Raw genomic sequence first — 20,220 nt, 5'->3', positions numbered from 1 at the left:
GTGCAAGAATGGTCAACATGCGCAGCCCAGAGGCAACGCGCCGCAGTCTTCGGCACAAAACACTGCGGCGCGCCGAGTTCCTTCTTGTATCCTCTCTTATTTTCCACTACAACATGGCCCCATGATTATTCCAACAGGCACCCTCATCAACGTTGCAGCAGTTCTTGCAGGCGGCACAGCCGGCCTCATAATCAGCACCCGCATGCCGGAGAATATCCGGAGCATCGTCTTTCAGGGTCTTGGACTCTTCACGTTGGTCCTTGGCATGAGTATGGCGCTCAAGATGACCAATCCGCTCCCCATTATCTTCAGCCTTGTCATTGGCGGCATCATTGGCGAGCTGTGCAAGTTGGAAACCCTCTTTGAAAACTTCGGCGGAGCAATCAAAAAACGCGTCGGCTCCAAGAACGACCTGTTCATTGACGGCCTCATCACCGCATTTTTACTGTTTTGCGTCGGGTCCATGACCATTATCGGCGCATTTGACGAGGGCCTGCGCGGCGACCCCACCCTACTGCTGACCAAATCCATGCTCGACGGATTTGCCGCCATCGTTCTTGCCGCCACCTTTGGCGTTGGCGTCCTGTTCTCGGTGATTCCGCTGTTCATCTTTCAGTACGGGCTGACCCTGCTTGCCAGCGCGCTTCAGGGCTGGTTCTCGGACCCCATCATCACCCAATTGACGGCCACCGGCGGCATTCTCATCCTTGGCATCGGCCTCACCGTGCTGGACATCAAGCGCATCCGCCTCTCAAACCTTCTTCCGTCGCTGGTCCTTGTGGTGATACTGACCGTCCTCTTCGGCGGATAGCGCCCGCTCATTGCGCGCGCCACCCCAAACGCCCAAGGAGGACGCCGCGACTCCCGCCAACGCACCCTTTCGTGAAGAAATGGAGCAGGTTAGCACCTGTACGCGCTCCCGCGAGGGCGAAGGTTTACAGTTTCCCTGTCCATCCATACAATACAAGGACAACTGAGGGTCTCTGACATACCGGTCAACTCCTTGCACGGTGGACGAAGACGTGATGGAAAAAGTCCCACACGATGCTCCTGCCGCACAGCCGCATGCGCCTGAAACGTCGCAGCGCGCCGTTGTGTGTGCGCTCCTCCTCTCCGCCGCCATCTTTGTGCTCCTCGCCCTCATCCTTGCCTACGCGGCCAACGCTGAAAAACAGCACCTTATCGACTCCACCCTCGCCCGCCTTGCCCACCGCTCCCACGTTGTCGCCATTGAGACGAACAGAGCCTTTCTCAGCACGCGGCAGGTTCTTATCGGCGTACGCGACACCATCAGCGCGCTGGAGAATGACGGCAACGCCACCCGGCAGGAAATCATCTCGCTCCTCAAACGGCGCAAGGAGAACCTGCCCTACCTGCTGGATATGATGGTGCTCGACAAACGCGGACACATCACCCACTGGACGCAAACCGGCTCCCCGCCCTACGTGCAAGACCGCGACTACGCCTCCGCGCACCTGACCCACGGGCACAAGGGTCTTTTTGTCGGCACCCCGCTGAAGTCCCGCGTCAGCGGCCGCCGCTTCATCGGAACCAGCATCGCCATGCGCGCCCCGGGCGGCAATATTGAAAACATCATCGTCGCCATCGTCTCCATCAAGGCGCTGGAGGACACCTTTGCCGACATGGCCATCCCGGACGGCCAAAGCATTGGCATACTGGGGCAGGACGGCAAAACCGTCTTTTCCCTGCCCGAGACCCAGGCCAGCACCAGCATGCTGCTGGAGCACCAAAACATCACCGCCCACCACAGAATCCCGGAATCGCCCTTTGTTGTGGAATCGCCGCTGGACGGCAACGATCGGTTCGTGGCCGTCACTGAACTGCGCGATGCGCCGCTGGTCGCCTTTGCCGTCCAGCCCACTTCCAGCGTGGACGCCCCGCTGTACACCTCGCTCACGCCCTACATCATCCTCGGCATCTGCGCGGCGCTCCTTGTGCTGACCTCGTGCGTCTGGCACGTACGTAGCGCCGCCGTCTTTGCCCGGTGCGCGGGGTCGCTGTCGGACATGAGCACCAAAGACCAACTCACCCACGTCTACAACCGCCCAACATTCATGGACTTTGCCCAGCGCGAATACAACCGCGCCGTGCGCTACGGGACGCCGCTGTCGTGCATCATTTTTGACATTGACGACTTCTCGAAGGTCAACACCCAGCACGGGCATGGCACGGGTGACGCGCTGCTCAAGCAACTAGCCTCTTCCATCGCCCGCAACAGCCGCAAGACCGACACCGTTGCCCGCCTCAGCGGCAACGAATTCGGCATCCTGCTCCCCGGCACACCCCTTGACGGCGCGTACGCCTCGGCGGAGCAGCACCGCGAGCGCACGGAGACCACAGCGTTCAAATGCGCGGGGGTGGAACTTGGCGCCACCATAAGCATAGGCGTTGCAGAGCTTGCCGATGAAGACTCCACAGCCCAGGCCCTGCTGGACCGCACTCACGCGGCCATGCTCAGCGCCAAAAAGCGTGGCGGCAACACCATCGCCACCGCGGACTAACCCCGCCACACACCCACCAAAAAGCCCCCGCATCACAAACGGACACGGGGGCTTCGTTTTGGGCACACTCCGGCCAGACGGCTACATCATATGCCGCGGCAGGAAGAAGACAATGTCCGGGAACACCGTCACCAATATCACCATAATGACCATGATGCAGAAGAACGGGAACGTCGCCTTGAGGATTGTTCTCACGTCCTCCTTGGCGATGTGCTGAATGACGAAGATGGAAAAGCCCACCGGCGGCGTAATCTGCGACAGCTCCACCATAAACACTACAAAGATGCCGAACCACAGCGCCTCGAACCCGGCGCTCTGCACAATGGGCAGCACGATGGGCAGCGTCATGACCACAATGGAAATGCCGTCCAAAATCATGCCGAGGAACAGATACATCAGGCCCAGCACCAATATCAACGTGTACGGGGACAGATTCAGGTCCGCAATGCTGGTGCTGATGGCGCGGGCAATGCCCACAAAGCCCACCACCTGCGACAAAAACGCCGCGCCAGCGATGATGAAGCAAATCATGCCGCTGGTCTTTACGGCGGACAGCAGAGCCTGCTGCAAATTCGCCCACGTGAGGTTACGGAAATACAGCGCAAGCCCCAGCGCGCCCACCACACCGATGGCCGCAGCCTCGGTGGGCGTGGTCAGCCCCACATAGATGCCGCCAAGCACCAGCACAATGAGGCCAAACACCGGAACAAGGTCGCGCAGGGCCGCGAAGCGGTCCGCCCATGTGTAGGTTTCATCCTCACCGGGGATGGCATCCGGGTCCATCTTGGCACGCGCCACAATGTAGACGGAATACATGGTCGCCAGCACCACACCGGGAATGACCCCGGCAATGAACAGCTTGCCGATGGATGTATCCGACAGCACGCCGTAGATGATCATGATGAGGCTTGGCGGAATGAGGAACCCCAGCGTCCCGGCCCCGGCAAGGGAGCCGATGGCGAGGCTTTTGCGGTAGCCCCGGCGCGTGAGTTCGCTGAGAGTGATCTTTCCGACGGTGGCGGTGGTTGCCGCGCTGGAGCCAGATACGGCCGCAAACAGCGAACACGCCACCACATTGATATGATACAAACGTCCGGGCACCCCGGACAGCCACGGAACAAGGCCATTGAGCAGGCGCGTGGAGATGGCCGTTCTGTAAAGAATCTCACCCATCAGGATGAACAGGGGCAGCGCCGTCAGCGCCCACGAGTTCAGGGAATTCCACACGGAGTTGGCGAGCAGGTCGCCTATTTTGTCCCATATGGAAATGGTGGGCGGCAGATGCACCTCAAAGAGCAGCATTCCCGCGACACCCGAGGCGAACAGCGAAAACCCAATCCATTTACTGGACAGGAGCAGAATCATCATCACGGCCATAACGGCCACGGCCAGAAGAAGCGGATCGGAAATTATTTTCGCACCCTCCCGGCGATAAACGCCACAAATTGCAGCAAAAAGACCGCCAACCCCAAGGGAATGGCGCACTGCGGAATCCACAGCGGCGTCTCGGAAATGGTGTCTGCCGTCATTTCAAGGGAATACGTCTCGTAAACGAGCTGAACGGAGTAGACGAGGATATACATGGTCAGGGCCATGGAGGTCAGGGCCACCACCACATCCACCACCTTGCGCCACCGCGCGGAAAGGCGCGAATGCAGCAAAGTGATGCGGATATGGGCTTCCTCCTTCAGGGTGAAGCCCAGCCCAAAGACCACAATGGCCACCAGAAAATACCCACTGTACTCGCTGGCGACAAAGGTGGACGCTCCGCTGGTGGCGCGGAGCAGAATCTCCACCACAATAAGCAGGACCGTCAGGCCCATAAATACTGCGGACAGAAGCGCCCCTCCCACGGAGAGGCGCTCCAGCGCGGCAATCAATCGAGACATAGCGTCCTTCTTACTTGCCGTAGGCGGCCAACGCCTTCAGCGAACCGCTGCGGGCGTCTTTTTTAAATTCCTTCAGCATGTCGTCGGCAACGGCTTTGAGACCTGCGGCCACTTCGGGCGTCATCTCGGTGATGACGATGCCGTTCTCAGCCAGAATCTTCAGCGAGTCTTCAACGGCCTTGCGCGAGGCAGCCCACTGTTCCTTCTGCACTTCCTTCGCGGCGCGCATCAGGGCCTTCTGCTGGCCCGCGTCCAGCGCGTTCCAGTAGTCCATATTGATAGTGAGCATATTAAGCGGATAGGCGTAGTTCACCTTGGTGAAGTGGTTCAGCACTTCCCAGAACTTGCCGTCCACGCCGGACACGGACGACGTAAGCACGGAGTCGATAAGGCCGGTGGACAGCGCGGAATACACCTCGCCCCACGGCAGGGACTGCGGGCTGGCATCGGCGCGCTTGAGGAAGTCCGCGCCGTTTTTGTCGTAGGTGCGGATTTTCAGGCCTTCAATGTCGGCCAGCTTTTCAAAGGGGCCTTTGGTGTACAGGCCGCTGCGGGGCCACGGGGCGGCGTAAAGAAGCTTCTGATTCCACTTGCGGCAGGCCTTTTCGTACTGGGGGCGGCAGGCCTCGTAGTAGCGCATGGCTTCGTCGTAGGAGTCCACAATCAGCGGGATGGTGGACAGGCCAAAGACCTCGTCACTGCCCGCCACAACACCCATGAGGATGTCGGACATGGGCAAGGTGCCGTCCTTGACGGCCTTGAGCAGTTCCGGCCCCTTGAAGCCAAGGCTTCCGCCGGGGTGCACCTCGATTACGACCGTTGCGTCCGTGTACTTTTTCGCCTTTTCGGCAAAGCTGACCGCACCCTTCGTATGGAAATTATTGGGACCATAGATAGCGTTGCAGTTCATGCGCACCGTGGCGGCGCTGGCGGGGGCCGCGATGAGCAGCAGACAAAGGACAAGCAGAATTCGCTTGAGCATGTGGGCCTCCTTGAGGTGACTGTGAGGGGGACCGGACAGGGGGCGCGAAGCGTGGGGAGACGCGTTGGCCCCCTGAAACCCGGTCAAAGGGAGTGTTGCGATACGTCGACCGAGAGACCTCGGCCACACTCCTGACTGAGCAATGTGCATGCCATGTTGCACCAGCCCACTCCACTTTGCTCCGGGGCAAGAAACCATGCGGTTTTCCACACGTTCCACCCGCCGCCACCGATCAGCCAAAATTTCACAATATTGCCAATTGCAGCTTTCGCTTTGACATTATTGTGTTTTTCATCCAATAGTCAACAGGCATTCGAAATTTTACAAATTCTGCGCGAAAGCCCTATATTCCACCAAAAAAACGGCATTTTTCCGCTGATGCCCGCATGGAATACATTTTGCTCACAGGGCAGGACGGCATAACGCGGCGTTTTGGTCGCCACTTTGCCAAAGTTGGAAAATTGGAGGACTCATGCTCATTCTCGGCGTCGATACTGGCGGCACCTTCACGGATTTTATCTACAGGGACGGGGACAATTGGGGCGTCCACAAGCGCCTGTCCACACCGGACAACCCGTCCAAGGCCGTCATTGAAGGTATCCGGCATATATGCGGCGGCGATATCCCCCCCGCCTCCATGAACATTGTTCACGGCTCAACTGTGGCCACCAACGCCATCCTTGAGCGCAAGGGCGTCAAAACCGCCCTCATTAGTACCGAGGGCTTTACGGACGTTGTGGAAATCGGCCGCCAAAACCGCGCGGACCTCTACGACCTTGGCTACAGACGCCAGCCGCATATCGTCCCGGCGGACCTGCGCTTTGGCGTGGGCGGCCGCATTGGGCAGGACGGCGAGGAAGTCGCCCCCTTTGACGAGGCTTCGGCCCGCGCCGCCGTGGAGGCCATCCGTAAAACCGGGGCCGAAAGCGTGGCCCTGTGCTTTCTCTTTTCCTTTCTGGAGCCCTCGCACGAGCGCGCCATGCGCGACATGCTGGCCGAACTGAACATCCCGGTGTCGGCCTCGCATGAAATCCTGTCGGAATTCCGCGAGTTCGAGCGCACATCCACCACGGTGGTCAACGCCTACGTCTCGCCCAAGATGAGCGCCTACCTCACGGACCTGAAAACCGCCGTGGGCAACAATCCCCTGCGCGTCATGCAGTCCAACGGCGGATCCATCTCCGTGGATACCGCCATGAGCGAATCCGTCCGCACCATCCTCTCCGGCCCCGCGGGCGGCGCGGTGGGCGCCATGAGCATCGGCAAAGCCGCTGGCTACGACCAGCTTATTACATTTGATATGGGCGGCACCTCGTCGGACGTGGCCCTGCTGGACGCCGACCTGCCCCTGACCATGGAGTCCGCCATCTCCGGCTACCCGGTCAAGGTGCCCATGATCGACATCCACACCGTGGGCGCGGGCGGCGGCTCCATTGCCTCGCTGGACGAAGGCGGCAGCCTTGCTGTCGGTCCCGAAAGCGCTGGCGCGGACCCCGGTCCCATCTGCTACGGCAAAGGGACGCGCATAACGGTGACGGACGCCAACCTCTACCTTGGCCGCCTTGTTCCGGACCACTTTCTCGGCGGCGAAATGCGCCTTGAGACGGAGCGCCTGAGCACCGCCATGGAGACCATGGCGCAGGAGGCAGGCCTCAGCCCGCAGGAACTTGCCGAGGGCATTCTCGACGTCGCCAATGCCAACATGGAGCGCGCCATCCGCGTCATCTCCGTGGAGCGCGGCTTTGACCCGCGCGAGTTTACGCTGTTCTCCTTTGGCGGCGCGGGCGGCATGCACTGCGCCTTCCTTGCGCGCCTGCTGAACATGCCCCGTGTGTTCGTCCCCGTGAACGCGGGCATCCTCTCCGCCGTGGGCATGCTTATGGCCGACGTCATCAAGGACTACAGTCAAACCGTCATGCAGACCGCGCAGGACGTCACCACAGACGACCTGCGCCGCAGCTTTGCCCCGCTGGAGGAGCAAGGCCTGTCGGAACTGCGCGGCGAGGGATTTGCCGACGACGCCATCGCGTTCGAGCGCTTTCTTGATATGCGCTACGCCGGACAGTCCTTTGAAATCATGGTGCCCATGGAGGGCGACGTTGTGGACGCCTTTGAGGCCCTGCACGAGCGCAGCTACGGCTACCGCAACCCCGGCCGCCCCGTGGAAATCGTCAACATCCGCCTGCGCGCCAGAGGCCGCGCCGCCAAGCCGGAGCTCACCCCGGCGCAGACGCTGACGGAGCAGGTGCCAGACGCCGCCATAAAAGGCGTACAGCCCGTGGTCTTTGACGGCGAAATCCGCGAAACCCGCATTATTGCGCGCGGGGAGCTGTTGCCCGGCAACGTCGTTCCCGGCCCGGCCATTCTCATTGAATACAGCTCCACCGTGACGGTGCCCCCCTTCGCCACGGCGCGGGTTGACGCCTTCGGCAACATCATCATGGACATTGAGGCACGCTGATGCAGACCACCACCACGCGCCAGACGCACACCACCGGACCACACAGCGTCCGCCCCGCACATGAGGCCCCCATGAACCAGCCCACCGTAAACCCCATCCTGCTGGAAGTGTTCAAGAACCGGTTCTCGTCCATCGCTGAGGAGATGGGCGTCACCCTCACCCGCACGGCCTTTTCGCCCAACATCAAGGAGCGGCGCGACCTCTCCTGCGCCGTGTTCGACGCTGCGGGCGACATGATTGCGCAGGCCGCGCATATTCCCGTGCACCTTGGGTCCATGCCCATGTCCGTCAAGGCCGCCATCGAGCACGGCAACCTTGCCCCCGGCGACATGGTGATGGTGAATGATCCCTTCAAGGGCGGCACCCACCTGCCGGACATCACCATCGTGGCCCCGGTGTTTGCCCCGGAGCAGGACGCGCCCGTATTCTATGTGGCCAACCGCGCCCACCACGCCGACGTTGGCGGCATGGCCTCCGGCTCTATGCCCCTGTCCACCTCCATCCATCAGGAAGGCATCATCATCCCGCCCGTGCGCATTGTGCGCGGTGGCGAGATAGACACCAGCCTAATGCGCCTCATCCTCAACAACGTGCGCACCCCCGCCGAGCGCGAGGGCGATTTCTCCGCGCAGATTATGGCCAACATCACGGGCACCCGCCGCCTTGGCGAGCTGATGGACAAGTACGGCCTTGAGAAGGTCCGCTTCTACGCCGAAGCCCTCAACGATTACTCGGAGCGCGTTATGCGCGCCACCATCGCCAGCATCCCCGACGGCGAATACGCCTTTGAGGACGTGATGGACGACGACGGCGTGGACGCCCACGCCATGCGCATCAGCGTCGCCGTCACCATCGAGGGCGACACCGCGCGGCTGGACTTTACCGGCAGCGCCGACCAAGTGGCGGGCAGTGTCAACGCCGTGCGTGCCATCACGGTTTCCGGCGTGCTGTACGTGTTCCGCTGTCTGGTGCGGCGCGATATACCCACCAACGCGGGCTGCATGCGGCCCATCAGCGTGGTGACGCGCCCCGGCTCCATCCTCGACGCCCTGCCCCCCGCCGCCGTGGCTGGCGGCAATGTTGAAACCTCGCAGCGCGTTGTGGACGTCATCCTTGGCGCGTTGGCGCAGGCGCGCGGCGAGGGCGCGCCGGACATTCCCGCCGCCAGTCAGGGCACCATGAACAACACCGCCATCGGCGGCATTGACGCGCGGACGGGTACGCCCTTCGCCTACTACGAAACCCTCGCGGGCGGCACCGGTGCCACCCGCCTGCGCGACGGCGAAAGCGCCGTGCACTCGCACATGACCAACACCCTCAACACCCCGGTGGAGGCCCTTGAATACGCCTACCCCTTCCGCGTGCGCGAATACGCCGTACGGCGCGGCACGGGCGGCGCGGGCAAAACCACCGGCGGCAGCGGCCTTATCCGCGACATTGAACTGCTGTCGGACTGCGAAATAACCGTCCTGTCCGAGCGCCGCGCCACCGCGCCCTATGGTCTGGACGGCGGCGCACCCGGCACGCCGGGCCGCAACAGCATCATCGACCCGGACGGCACCACGCGCGACTGCCCCGGAAAATTCCACGCCGCCCTCAAGGCGGGCCAGCGCGTTCGCATAGAGACCCCGGGCGGCGGCGGTTTCGGCACGCCATAACCTCCCGAAGCGCCTGACTTTGACAGTATTGTCACAGATTTGTGGCATACTCGCGGTTGTAAGCGCGGACCCTTCGGTGTATAACCGGAGCATGGAGGATTCCCCCTGTTTTGATTTCCACAAGCGGCGGGGCATCCCAGAGGAGGGTCCCATGCACGACGAATACGCAGGCGCCAGACGGCTGATGCAGGCCATACTGGACAACGCCCCGGACGCGGCGGAAGACGCCATTGCCGCAGGGGCCAATGTCAACGCCCCGGACGAGGACGGCGAACAGCCCCTGTGCATCGCCGCCTATGAGGGCAATGACGAAGTTGTCCGGGTTCTGCTGGAGCATGGCGCGGACCCGTCCATCCGCAATGAGTTTGACGAGCCGGTCCTCGTCACCGCCAGCATGGAGGGGCACCTTGCCGTGGTCCGCCAGCTTGTGGAGCACGGCGCGGACATCGGCCAGACGGATTTTGACGGGCACACGGCCATCCAGATTGCCGAATTTTACGGCCATATGGATATTTGCGACTACCTGCGCGAGCAGGAAGCGCTGACTGCCACGTCCACGCCGGACGATACGCCGCCCCGTCCGGGCCGGTCCCGGCGCATTGGCGCGCGGCTTATTGGCCTGTTCCCCCACCGAAACCGCCACGCAGTCAGCCCCAGCTGACGCTGGCACCGCACAAACGACAAAACGGCGCGGCCACATTGGCCGCGCCGTTTTTTTACGCGTTGTCCCTGCCCCGGAAAACCGGGGAGGAGAAAACTCTACAGATGCTCGCCCAGCAGGTGCCCGAAGGCCGCGCACCCGATGGTGGTGGCTCCGGGAATCTGGGAGGCAAGGTCCACTGTCACACGGCCCGAGGACACAACCTTGTCCATGGATGCATGGATAAGGGCCGCGGCTTCGGGCATTCCGGCGTGCTCCAGCATCATGGCGCCGGAGAGAATGAGGCTGCCGGGGTTGGCCTTGTCCTTGCCCGCGATGGTGGGCGCGGTGCCGTGGGTCGGCTCAAAAAAGGCGAGGGTGTCGCCCATGTTCACGCCTGGGGCAAGCCCCAGCCCGCCAACCTGCGCCGCAAGGGCGTCGGAGAGGTAGTCGCCGTTCAGGTTGGTGGTGGCCAGCACATCGTACTGCTCCGGGTACATCAGCGCGTTCTGGAACATGGCATCGGCAATGCGGTCGTTAATCACCACATCCGCGCTCTGGCCGGAATCCTCGGTGACCACGCGTCCGGCGAATTCCTCGGCCGCGACCTCGTAGCCCCAGCCACGGAACGCGCCCTCGGTGTACTTCATAATATTGCCCTTGTGCACAAGGGTGACGCTGGAGCGCCCGGTATCCAGCGCGTGGGTGATGGCCTTGCGCACCAGCCGCTTGGAGCAGTGCTCCGTGATGGGCTTCACGCCCACACCTGCGGCGGCGTCCACATTGGCGCCGAGTTCGTCGCGCAGAAATTCCAGCAGTCGGCGCGCCTCGGGCGAGCCTGCGGCGTATTCAATACCCGCGTACACGTCCTCGGTATTCTCACGGAAGACGACCATATCCACGGCGTCCGGGTGCTTTACAGGCGACTCCACGCCCTTGAAGTGGCGGATGGGGCGGATGCAGGCGTACAGGTCCAGCGTCTGGCGCAGGGTGACGTTCAGGCTGCGAAAGCCTTGCCCCACCGGAGTGGTGAGCGGGCCTTTCATGGCAAGCTGCGCGCCGCGAAGCGCCTGCATGGTGGCCCCCGGCAGATATTCGCCCGTTTCGCGGTGGGCCTTTTCACCCGCCAGCAGTTCCACCCACTCAATGCGGCGCTCGCCGCCGTAGGCCTTCTGCACTGCGGCGTCCAATACGGGGCGGCCTGCGGCCCACACTTCGGGACCGATGCCGTCGCCCTCGATATAGTACACGGTCTTCTGCATGCGAATCTCTCTCATGAAATGTTGCGTTGTCCCTTCCCACGGACGCGCCATGCCCCATGCAGCACACGCGGCGGAGCATTGCGATACGCCAGCGCCATTCACGCTGTATCTCACACGGCGCATCACGGCGGCCTGTAGCCGGCTCCGCATTGGAGTACCGGCGCATCCACCGAAACGGGAACGATAGAAAAATCACGTCGCCTTGTCCATGAAAGACAGCGCCAAAGCGCAGCCAAACGCCGAAATTCCTTCCCTCACGCCGCATCCCGTGCAGCGCCCACCTCGCCCCCTGCCCCCCTCCAGCGCCATGGCGCTTATTTCGGGGCGTCCTCTGCACAGGTCTCAAGCTGGCAACATCCCGGCGCACTGGCACTTTTCGCATCCGCCTCCCCCTCGCGCGCGGTGATACGTCTGCGGTCGCGCACCCACACATTGCCGGGCAGGGTTTTGGCGTAGTGCTTCATCTCCGCCGCGTGGCGCGACAACGCGCCCATCTCGCCCTCTCCCCGGCAATCCACAATAGCGAGGGAGACGGACACCAGAGGAAATTCCGCCACCACCCCATCGCGCCCCCGCGCGCGCACCGTGCCGCGCTCGCGGTCCTGCGGGGAGTAGTGCTTGCGCACCAGCCGCCCAAAGCAGCGCGTCACCGCCTTGGCAATGCGCTCCGCCCGCGCGCTGGTGCACATGACCACAAAGTCGTCGCCGCCCACATGCCCCACAAAATCCGTCCCGCCATCGCCATGGCGATTCACCGCCCAGCGCAACAGACGCGCCAACAGCAAAAGGATGTCGTCGCCGTTACGGAAGCCATACACGTCGTTGTAGGCCTTAAAATTATCAAGGTCCGCGTACACAATGGAAAAGGACTCGCGCGCGGCAATGCGCCGCTCCATTTCCGCCTCAATGACCACATTCCCCGGTAACCCGGTGAGGGGGTTGGCGCCCTTTGCCATCTCCACCTGCACGGTGGCGAGGGCGTCCAGCATGGCCTGCACCGTCACCACGCCCACCAGCGTTTCCCCGCGCGTCACCACCACATGGTCAAAAATGTTGGCCTTGGGCCGCTGCATGGCCTCCCGCGCCACATTTTCCATGGGCGCGGAGCTTTCGGCGTACAGGGGCGCGGGGTCCATGATGAGCTCCACCGCGCGGTTCATATACAGCGACAGCCCGTATTGCGTGCTGAGGGCGTGGTCCAGATGATGGCTCATGACAAGACCAAGCGGGCGCTCCTTGTCGTCCACCACCACAACGGAGCTCAGCGGCTGCGAGGTGTCGCCAAACATCTGCCGAATTTCGCTCACCGTTGCCCCGCGCGGCACCGTGGGCACCGTCAACGCAAGGGAGCCAATGGGCGATGAGCGGCGCGAGGCCTCCTCCCTGTGCCCCACGCGGGAGAAGTTCCCCAGCACCTCGGGCGTCAGGTCGGGCTTGGGGTAGGCCGGACGCGCCAGAAAATACCCCTGCCCATAGTGCACCCCAAGGCGCATCAGCGTGTTCAGCTCCGACGCCGTTTCAACACCCTCGGCAATAAGCTGGCACCCAATATTGCGCGAGAACGTCACCAGCGTCTCAAGGAGCGCCCGCCGCACCGGGTCCGCGTCCACGTCCCGCACTAGGGACATATCCACCTTCAGATACTCCGGCCGGAGCTGGGCGATGGACCACAGCCCCGAGTAGCCGGTGCCCACGTCGTCCACGGCAATGCGAAAGCCCTGACTGCGGTAGTGCTCCAGCGTCCGGTGGAAGAGCGAAAAGTCCTTGATGCTGTGGCGCTCGGTAATTTCCAGCACCACGTCCACAGGCTCCAGCCCATACTCCCGCAAAAGGTGGACGGTCTGCCCCGGCGAAAACTGCGGGTCCACCAGCGTGCGCGGATGCACGTTCAAAAACAGCTTGCGCCCCTGCCCAAGGGGGCCAACGTCCCTGATGGCGCGCTCGCGGCAGGCCTTTTCCAGCGCAAAGACCTGTTCCACCTCCTCGGCAAAGTCAAAGAGCACCGAAGGGGAACGGAAATTGGACCCGGACGGGCCACGCGTCAGCGCCTCCCACGACAAAATATTGCCGGACGACAGGCTCACGATGGGCTGGTAGACCGCGCGGATAAGCTGGCGGTCCAGCACATCACGAAACTCCGTCAACAGCGCCAGCTTGGTGCTGTCCAGCGTTCCGGCGGCCACGCGGCGCGCATCGCTCAGGGCGCGGTAGACGCTGGCCTCAAGGTCCTTGTCGCCGCCATCCAACAGGCCAAAGCCCGACTGCACGTTCAGCGACTGCCCCGTCAGGTTCAACGCCTCCTGCTTGATGCGGCTTCGCACCTTGAGGCGAAAGGCGAGGGCCACGTCCTCAAGGGCGTCCCTGTCCCATTCGTCCTCGCCGCACAGCACCACCACGCGTCCGGGTTCAATGCTCTCCACAAAGCGCACGTGGCACCCGCGCAAAAGCTCATCGGCCAGCGCCTGCGCCTCGTCCAGCATGGCACTGTTGATGCGGTCGGCAATAAGGCTGCCGTAGATATCGCGGAAGACCACAAAGTTGTCGGCCTCCAGCAGAAACAGGGCCACAGGGTTCCCCTGCCCCAAAAAACGCTCCAGCCGCAGGCGGCCATGCCCGGTCAAAAAGGCAAAATGTGTTGCATCATCCTGCGAAAGGCGGGCGGCATCCTCGCGCCCAAATAACAATCCCTGCCCGAATCCACGTATGGCTTCCAGCATGGTCTCTCCCCGTAAATGGTTACGCCAAACGCCCCGGACAACACCGGTTGTTCCCTCCCGTGGGCGCCTCGCGTCCGACACATACTCCACTCATTGCAGCGCAGGTGACCCGGATGTGAATTCTGTGTGACATCTTCATGACCCGCCCCCCTGCCTCCCCCTTTGTGTTCGGCGGCGGATTCAGGTATCACGCCGGGGCACGACGCAGGTCAGGAGGTATAATGGCACCCGCACCCTTGGACATTCTTCGAGACACATTCGGATTCCGCGACTTTCAGGGACTCCAGCAGCCCATCATTGAACATGTATGCGACGGGGGCGACGCCCTTGTGCTGATGCCAACGGGCGGCGGCAAGTCCCTGTGCTATCAGATTCCCGCTATGGTTCGCCATGGGGTGGGCATTGTGGTCTCGCCGCTTATCGCCCTGATGCAGGATCAGGTACAAAGCCTTGTCCAGATGGGCGTGCGCGCCGCGTATATCAACTCCAGCCTGCCCCCGCAGGAGGCCGCCGACGCGGAGCGCCGCATGGTCGCCGGAGAGTACGACCTCGTCTACGTTGCGCCGGAGCGCCTGCTTCAGCCGCATTTTCTGAACATGCTCAAGGGCCTGCCCATTGCCCTGTTTGCCATTGACGAGGCGCACTGCGTGTCGCAGTGGGGGCACGACTTCCGCCCGGAGTACACCCAGCTTGGCACACTGGCCGACCACTGGCCCGGCGTGCCGCGCATCGCCCTCACCGCCACGGCGGACGGCCCCACCCGCGCGGACATCATCAATCAACTGAATTTTACGGGCGCACGCGTCTTTTCCGCCGGGTTCGACAGGCCAAACATCACCTACACCATCGTCCCCAAAGACAACGCCAAGCGCCAGCTACTGCGCTTCATCACCCAGCGGCACAAGGGCGACGCGGGCATTGTCTACCGCATGTCGCGCAAAAAGGTGGAGGACACCGCCAACTGGCTGAGCAAGCAGGGCATCGCCGCCCTGCCCTACCACGCGGGCCTTTCGCAGGCGGAACGCCGCCTGCATCTGGAGCGCTTTATGCGTGAGGAAGGCCTTGTGATGGTCGCCACGGTGGCCTTTGGCATGGGTGTGGACAAGCCCAACGTCCGCTTTGTGGCGCACATGGACCCGCCCAAGAGTCTGGAGGCCTACCATCAGGAAACCGGCCGCGCGGGCCGCGACGGCCTGCCCGCCGATGCGTGGATGGCCTATGGCCTTGCGGATGTGGTTATGCTCCGCCGCATGCTGGATTCCGGCGGCGCCAGCACGGACAGAAAGCGCGTGGAGGCCCGCAAGCTGGACGCCATGCTCGGCTTTTGCGAAACAGCCACCTGCCGCCGCACGGCCCTACTCGGCTACTTTGGCGAGGAGCACTCCGGCGGCTGCGGCAACTGCGACAACTGCCTCACCCCCGTGGAAACATGGGACGCCACCATCGCGGCGCAGAAGGCGCTGTCCTGCATTTTCCGCACGGAGCAACGCTTTGGCGCAGGCCACCTTGCGGACGTGCTGATGGGCAAGGAGACCGTGCGCGTCAAGAATATGGGGCACGACTGCCTCAAGACCTTTGGCTGCGGGCAGGAGCTGGACCGCAAGGGCTGGCAGTCCGTGTACCGCCAGCTTGCCGCCGTTGGCCTGCTGCGCGTGGATATGGAAGGCTACGGCAGTCTGCTGCTCAATAACGCAAGCTGGGAAGTGCTGCGCGGCGAGCGTACCGTCACCCTGCGCAAGGACCCGGTCACCGCGCGCGGGGCTGGCCGCTCGCGCTCCAAGGCCGTGCGCGCCGACGAGCACGACACCCTCGCCACAGCCGACGCACGCGGCCTCTTCGACGTCCTGCGCGAGTTGCGCCTGTCCATTTCCAAACAGCAGGGCGTGCCGCCCTACGCCGTCCTGCCGGACCGGACCCTGCTTGAGATGGTCCGCTTCCGCCCCCACTCGCCGGAGGAGATGGGCGTCCTGCACGGCGTGGGACAGGCCAAGCTCAAGGCCTACGCCGCGCCCTTTTTGGACGCCATCGGTCAGTGGGAAGAGGACAACGGCCGCCCGGACGATGTGCCGGACCTGCCGGACGTCCCCGTCGCCCAGCCCAAGCCCAAGCCCAAGCGCGAAGCCATCACCGCCACAGTCCAAAAGAGCATCGACCTGTTCCGGGAGCACGGCTCCGTGGACGCCGTGACCGAGGCGCGCGGTCTGGCCGCCACCACCATTTGGAAGCACCTCATCACCGCCGTGGAGCATGACCTTCTTGCCGCCACGGACGTTGCCGGACTCAGCGAATCCAACGCCACGGAAATCGCCACGGCCATCACCTCGGCGCAGGAGAAGGGCATCCCCGGCATCGGCCCGGTGCACGAGGCCTTTGGCGGCGCCTACTCCTACGAGCAGCTCCGCTGCGTGCGCGCCATGCTGCACAGCGCCGCAGCAGAGGCCTAAAGGCCGAGGCTCCCGGCTCCCGCGCTCGGCTCCCGGCCACCGCGCTCGGCACAGCCCCACGCCGCGACCTGCGTGACGCCTGACGTGACGCCCGGCGCTCCGCCGCTGTGCCACAGTGTACGGCTCCCTTTGGCCCATCCGGCCCCTGTCCCCCAACCGCCCGCTCCGTGCACCTTCGCGCCTTCCATACACAATGTGCGGGCACCTCTATCCAAGCGGCCTGCGCCACCCAGCGCACAAGAGGCGGGGCGCCTGATTTTTCAGCTCCGGGCGCTGGCACGTCATGCACTGCCGGTGCCCTGCGCGTTTCCGCCATCCCAAATGCATCCCCACAGCACGGCAACATTCACCTATCTGCGCTTTTCTGCTATCTGTAAAAGAGCGTTCACGTTCGTACCCCGCACAACATTTGGCCCGGCCCGCACAAGCTCTGGCGGAGCCACCCGGAAGGACGATGCTGGAACTGCGCTCCCTCAAGCTTAAAATCATCCTCTCCTTTGGGGCGTGCCTTGTTGCCACAGCCATCATTCTCAGCGTCTACACAGGCATACAGTTCTGGAACGACGCCACGGAACTGGGCGTGCAGCGGGCGCGCACCGTGGCGGCGGACGCCGCATCCGTGGTGCGCAACCAGCTTCTGGAGGTCGTCAACACCGCGCTCAATATCGGCGTTGTGCTGGAAAGCACCCAAAAGGGCGGCATGCCGAACGACCGCCAACGGGTGAACATTATGCTCAAAGAGGTGCTGGACCAGCACCCCGACCTGCTGGGCGTATGGTGCGTGTGGGAGCCGGACGCCTTTGACGGGCGCGACAAGGAATTCCGCAACGCGCCCGGACACGACAGCACGGGCCGTTTTTTGCCCTACTGGAACCGCTGGGGCGGCATCCATCTGGAGCCCAGCGTGGACTACGACAAACCCGGCGGCAACTACTACACCCTCACCAAACTCTACCGAAAGCCCCTCATACTCGACCCGGAAACATACCTTGTGCGCGGGCACCAGTTGGCTATGGTCAGTGTGTGCGTGCCCATTATCGTGTATGGGGAATTTCTCGGCGTGGCCGGGGCGGACCTGAGCGTCGGCTTTATCCAAAGCATGGTGGATGAAGCCAACATCATGCACGACAAAGGCACGCTGGCCATCATCACCAACAGCGGCATGCTGGCCGGCGTCACCAGACAGCCGGACCTCTTCGGTCAGCCCGCCAACACCCTTATCACCGACTTTTACACCACCGCGTTCGACCGCATCCTGCGCGGCGACTCCTGGGCCTCCCCCGCCACGGACGAAGACGTGTACGAGGTCTTCCTCCCCATTGAGTTCGGCGCGCTGGAAGCGCCATGGAGCGTGTACGTCAGCCTGCCCTCCGGCATCATTCACCAGCAGGCCAAAACCCGCGCGTGGACCCTTGGCGGCATTTCGGCGTTGCTGCTCCTCCTTGGCCTTGGCGTGATGTGGTTTGTGGCCGCGCGCATTGCCCGCCCCATCACCATGGCGAAAGACATGGCCCTCGCCATTGCCGACGGCGACTACAGCCGCCGCATCGCCCTCGACCAGCACGACGAGGTGGGCATTCTGGTGCAGGCGTTCAACTTCATGACCACACGCCTGCAGGAAACCCTGCAAGTGCTGGAACTGCGCATCGGCCAACTCAGCCGCGCCGAAAGCTCCCTGCGCGAGTCGGAGCAGTCGCTGTTGACCATCTTCAACAGCGTGCACGACGCCGTCATCCTGCATAACGACAAGGGCTTCATTGTGGACGCCAACGCCCGTATGCTCCAGATGTTTGGCGTTACGCGCGAGCAGGCGCTCACCCTGTCCATCAGCCGCGACCTTTCCGGCCCCGGCGCGCCCGTGGACACCCTGCGCCACCATTGGGAAAAGGCCCTGCGCGGACAAACGGACCTCTTTGAATGGGAAACGCGCCGCCCGGGGGACGACTCCTACTTTTTGGCGGAGGTCTACCTCTGCCCCATCACCATCAACGAGCGCGACCTCATCCTTGCCAGCGTGCGCGACATCACGGACCGCAAACGCGCCGAAGAGGAACTGCGCCAAACGCAGGGCTATCTGGACAACATCATCAATTCCATGCCCTCGGTCATCATCGGTGTGGACGTACACGGGCACGTCACCCACTGGAACCGCGCGGCGGAGAAGCTCACCGGCGTCGAGGAAAAAAACGCCATCAAACAGCATATTACATCCTGCTGGCCGGGCTTTGCGCCCTTTGCCGCCTCCGCCACACGCGCCATCCGCCAAAGCGCCCCGGTCACGGAGGAAAAGGTCACCATGGCCGGCCCCTCGGGCGATGACGTGTATGTGGACATCCTCATCTACCCGCTGGTGGTCAGCGGCGTCGTGGGCGCGGTTATCCGCATAGACGACGTCACCCAGCGCGCCCGCCTTGAGGACATGATGATCCAGACGGAGAAGATGATGAGCGTTGGCGGGCTGGCCGCAGGCATGGCGCACGAGATTAACAACCCCCTCGGGGCCATCCTGCAGGGCGTGCAGAACATCCAGCGCCGCCTGTCCACCGAGCTGCCGGCATCGGTCAAAGCCGCGCAGGACGTGGGCTGTGAAATTGACGCCATCCGCGCTTTCATGGAACAACGAAAGATATTGCGGTTTCTTGACGGCATCCGCGAATCCGGCGAACGCGCCGCGCGCATTGTGCGCAACATGCTCAACTTCAGCCGCATGAGCGAGTCGCGCCGGTCCATGGAGGACATTGGCTCCCTGCTGGACAGAAGCATCGAGCTGGCCGAAAACGACTACGACCTGAAAAAGAAGTACGACTTCCGCAACACGGCCATCATCAGGGAATACGACGACAGCCTCCCCGGCATCTCGTGCATTGCCTCGGAGCTGGAGCAGGTGCTGCTGAACCTTCTCAAAAACGCCGCCCAAGCCATGAGCGAATATACAGGCGGCGAGGGCTGGAAGCCGCGCATCACCATACGCACCGCGCGTGAAGGGTCCATGGCCCGCATAGAGGTGCAGGACAACGGCCCCGGCATGGACGAAAAGACCCGCAAGCGCGTCTTTGAACCGTTCTTCACCACCAAGGATGTAGGCATAGGCACGGGCCTTGGCCTGTCAGTGTCCTACTTCATCATAACGAACAATCACGGTGGCCGCTTTGATGTTGAGGCCGAACCCGGCAAGGGGACGACATTCAAGCTGTGGCTGCCAATCGGGCAGGAAACCAATGAGCCAGACGAACCCGATCATACTCATCCTTGATGACGAGCAGATGGTGCGTGAAAACTTGGAAGCCTACTTCGAGGACGAAGGTTTCGAGGTGCGCACCGCCTCCAATGGCGAGGACGCCATGACCATCATCGCCACCGGGGAAATCTCCCTCGGTGTTATCGACATGCGCCTGCCCGGCATGGCCGGGAGCGAATTCATCGTGCAGGCCCATGGCAAAAGCCCGCACACGTATTTTCTCATCCACACCGGCTCCACCAACTTTAAGCTGCCCTCGGAGCTTAAAGACATCGGCATGACCAGTGACGATGTGTTCATCAAACCCCTTGCGGACATGGGCGTTTTGCTCGACGCCGTCATCGACAAGGTGGGCGCGCCCTAAGGCCCGCCCCGCCACCACAGCGCAAAAAAAGCGGCCCGCACTC

At 62.9% G+C, this 20,220-nt stretch carries 13 protein-coding genes; 8 read left to right on the top strand and 5 right to left on the bottom strand.

Going from position 1 to position 20,220, the window contains the following annotated elements; translation table 11 throughout:
• Positions 1 to 121 precede the first annotated feature (121 nt).
• On the top strand, positions 122 to 811 hold the full coding sequence (locus ACI3L3_RS11695; protein ID WP_404845306.1) for a DUF554 domain-containing protein: 690 nt from the start codon (positions 122 to 124) through the stop codon (positions 809 to 811).
• A gap of 214 nt (positions 812 to 1,025) precedes the next feature.
• Entirely contained in the window at positions 1,026 to 2,522 is a 1,497-nt protein-coding gene (locus ACI3L3_RS11690) for a diguanylate cyclase (protein ID WP_404845586.1), read from the top strand.
• A gap of 81 nt (positions 2,523 to 2,603) precedes the next feature.
• Here ACI3L3_RS11690 and ACI3L3_RS11685 read toward each other — a convergent pair whose 3' ends face one another.
• From ACI3L3_RS11685 to ACI3L3_RS11675, 3 genes are read right to left on the bottom strand one after another with little or no spacing between them, the layout of a single operon-like run.
• Complete coding sequence (locus ACI3L3_RS11685) at positions 2,604 to 3,935, bottom strand: TRAP transporter large permease (RefSeq protein WP_404845585.1); 1,332 nt, start codon at positions 3,933 to 3,935, stop codon at positions 2,604 to 2,606.
• Entirely contained in the window at positions 3,932 to 4,411 is a 480-nt protein-coding gene (locus ACI3L3_RS11680) for a TRAP transporter small permease subunit (protein ID WP_404845305.1), read from the bottom strand. Before ACI3L3_RS11680 ends, ACI3L3_RS11685 begins: the two co-directional genes overlap by 4 nt.
• A gap of 10 nt (positions 4,412 to 4,421) precedes the next feature.
• Positions 4,422 to 5,393, bottom strand: coding sequence for a TRAP transporter substrate-binding protein (locus ACI3L3_RS11675; protein ID WP_404845304.1), 972 nt, complete (start codon positions 5,391 to 5,393; stop codon positions 4,422 to 4,424).
• A gap of 472 nt (positions 5,394 to 5,865) precedes the next feature.
• Here ACI3L3_RS11675 and ACI3L3_RS11670 point away from each other — a divergent pair, with 472 nt between their 5' ends.
• From ACI3L3_RS11670 to ACI3L3_RS11660, 3 genes are all read left to right on the top strand, one after another.
• Positions 5,866 to 7,854 (top strand): hydantoinase/oxoprolinase family protein, encoded by a 1,989-nt coding sequence (locus tag ACI3L3_RS11670; RefSeq protein ID WP_404845303.1) that lies wholly within the window; start codon positions 5,866 to 5,868, stop codon positions 7,852 to 7,854.
• A gap of 71 nt (positions 7,855 to 7,925) precedes the next feature.
• A complete protein-coding gene (locus ACI3L3_RS11665; RefSeq protein ID WP_404845584.1) occupies positions 7,926 to 9,512 on the top strand; it encodes a hydantoinase B/oxoprolinase family protein in 1,587 nt (528 codons plus the stop codon).
• A 151-nt stretch (positions 9,513 to 9,663) separates the two neighbouring features.
• The gene (locus ACI3L3_RS11660; protein WP_404845302.1) at positions 9,664 to 10,173 is read left to right on the top strand and encodes an ankyrin repeat domain-containing protein; all 510 of its coding nucleotides are present in this window, start codon (positions 9,664 to 9,666) and stop codon (positions 10,171 to 10,173) included.
• A 98-nt stretch (positions 10,174 to 10,271) separates the two neighbouring features.
• Here ACI3L3_RS11660 and icd read toward each other — a convergent pair whose 3' ends face one another.
• Positions 10,272 to 11,414, bottom strand: a complete 1,143-nt coding sequence (gene icd, locus ACI3L3_RS11655; RefSeq protein WP_404845301.1) for an NADP-dependent isocitrate dehydrogenase — start codon at positions 11,412 to 11,414, stop codon at positions 10,272 to 10,274.
• A 314-nt stretch (positions 11,415 to 11,728) separates the two neighbouring features.
• Positions 11,729 to 14,131, bottom strand: a complete 2,403-nt coding sequence (locus tag ACI3L3_RS11650) for a GGDEF domain-containing protein (protein WP_404845300.1) — start codon at positions 14,129 to 14,131, stop codon at positions 11,729 to 11,731.
• 221 nt (positions 14,132 to 14,352) lie between these two features.
• On the opposite strand from ACI3L3_RS11650, the gene recQ reads away from it, so the two are divergent.
• The 3 genes from recQ (at position 14,353) to ACI3L3_RS11635 (ending at position 20,177) form a co-directional block, all read left to right on the top strand.
• Positions 14,353 to 16,575: a DNA helicase RecQ gene (gene recQ / locus ACI3L3_RS11645; protein WP_404845299.1), complete on the top strand. Its 2,223-nt coding sequence runs from the start codon at positions 14,353 to 14,355 to the stop codon at positions 16,573 to 16,575.
• A gap of 454 nt (positions 16,576 to 17,029) precedes the next feature.
• Positions 17,030 to 19,828: a PAS domain S-box protein gene (locus tag ACI3L3_RS11640; RefSeq protein ID WP_404845298.1), complete on the top strand. Its 2,799-nt coding sequence runs from the start codon at positions 17,030 to 17,032 to the stop codon at positions 19,826 to 19,828.
• A complete protein-coding gene (locus ACI3L3_RS11635; RefSeq protein ID WP_404845297.1) occupies positions 19,794 to 20,177 on the top strand; it encodes a response regulator in 384 nt (127 codons plus the stop codon). The genes ACI3L3_RS11640 and ACI3L3_RS11635 overlap by 35 nt, the downstream gene beginning before the upstream one ends.
• Positions 20,178 to 20,220: the final 43 nt, after the last annotated feature.

It is taken from the genome of Desulfobaculum sp. SPO524 (assembly GCF_044987625.1).
Classification (GTDB): Bacteria; Desulfobacterota; Desulfovibrionia; order Desulfovibrionales; family Desulfovibrionaceae; genus Desulfobaculum.
Note: the sequence above shows the minus strand (reverse complement) of the source record. Positions and strands in the feature narration are given on the sequence as shown.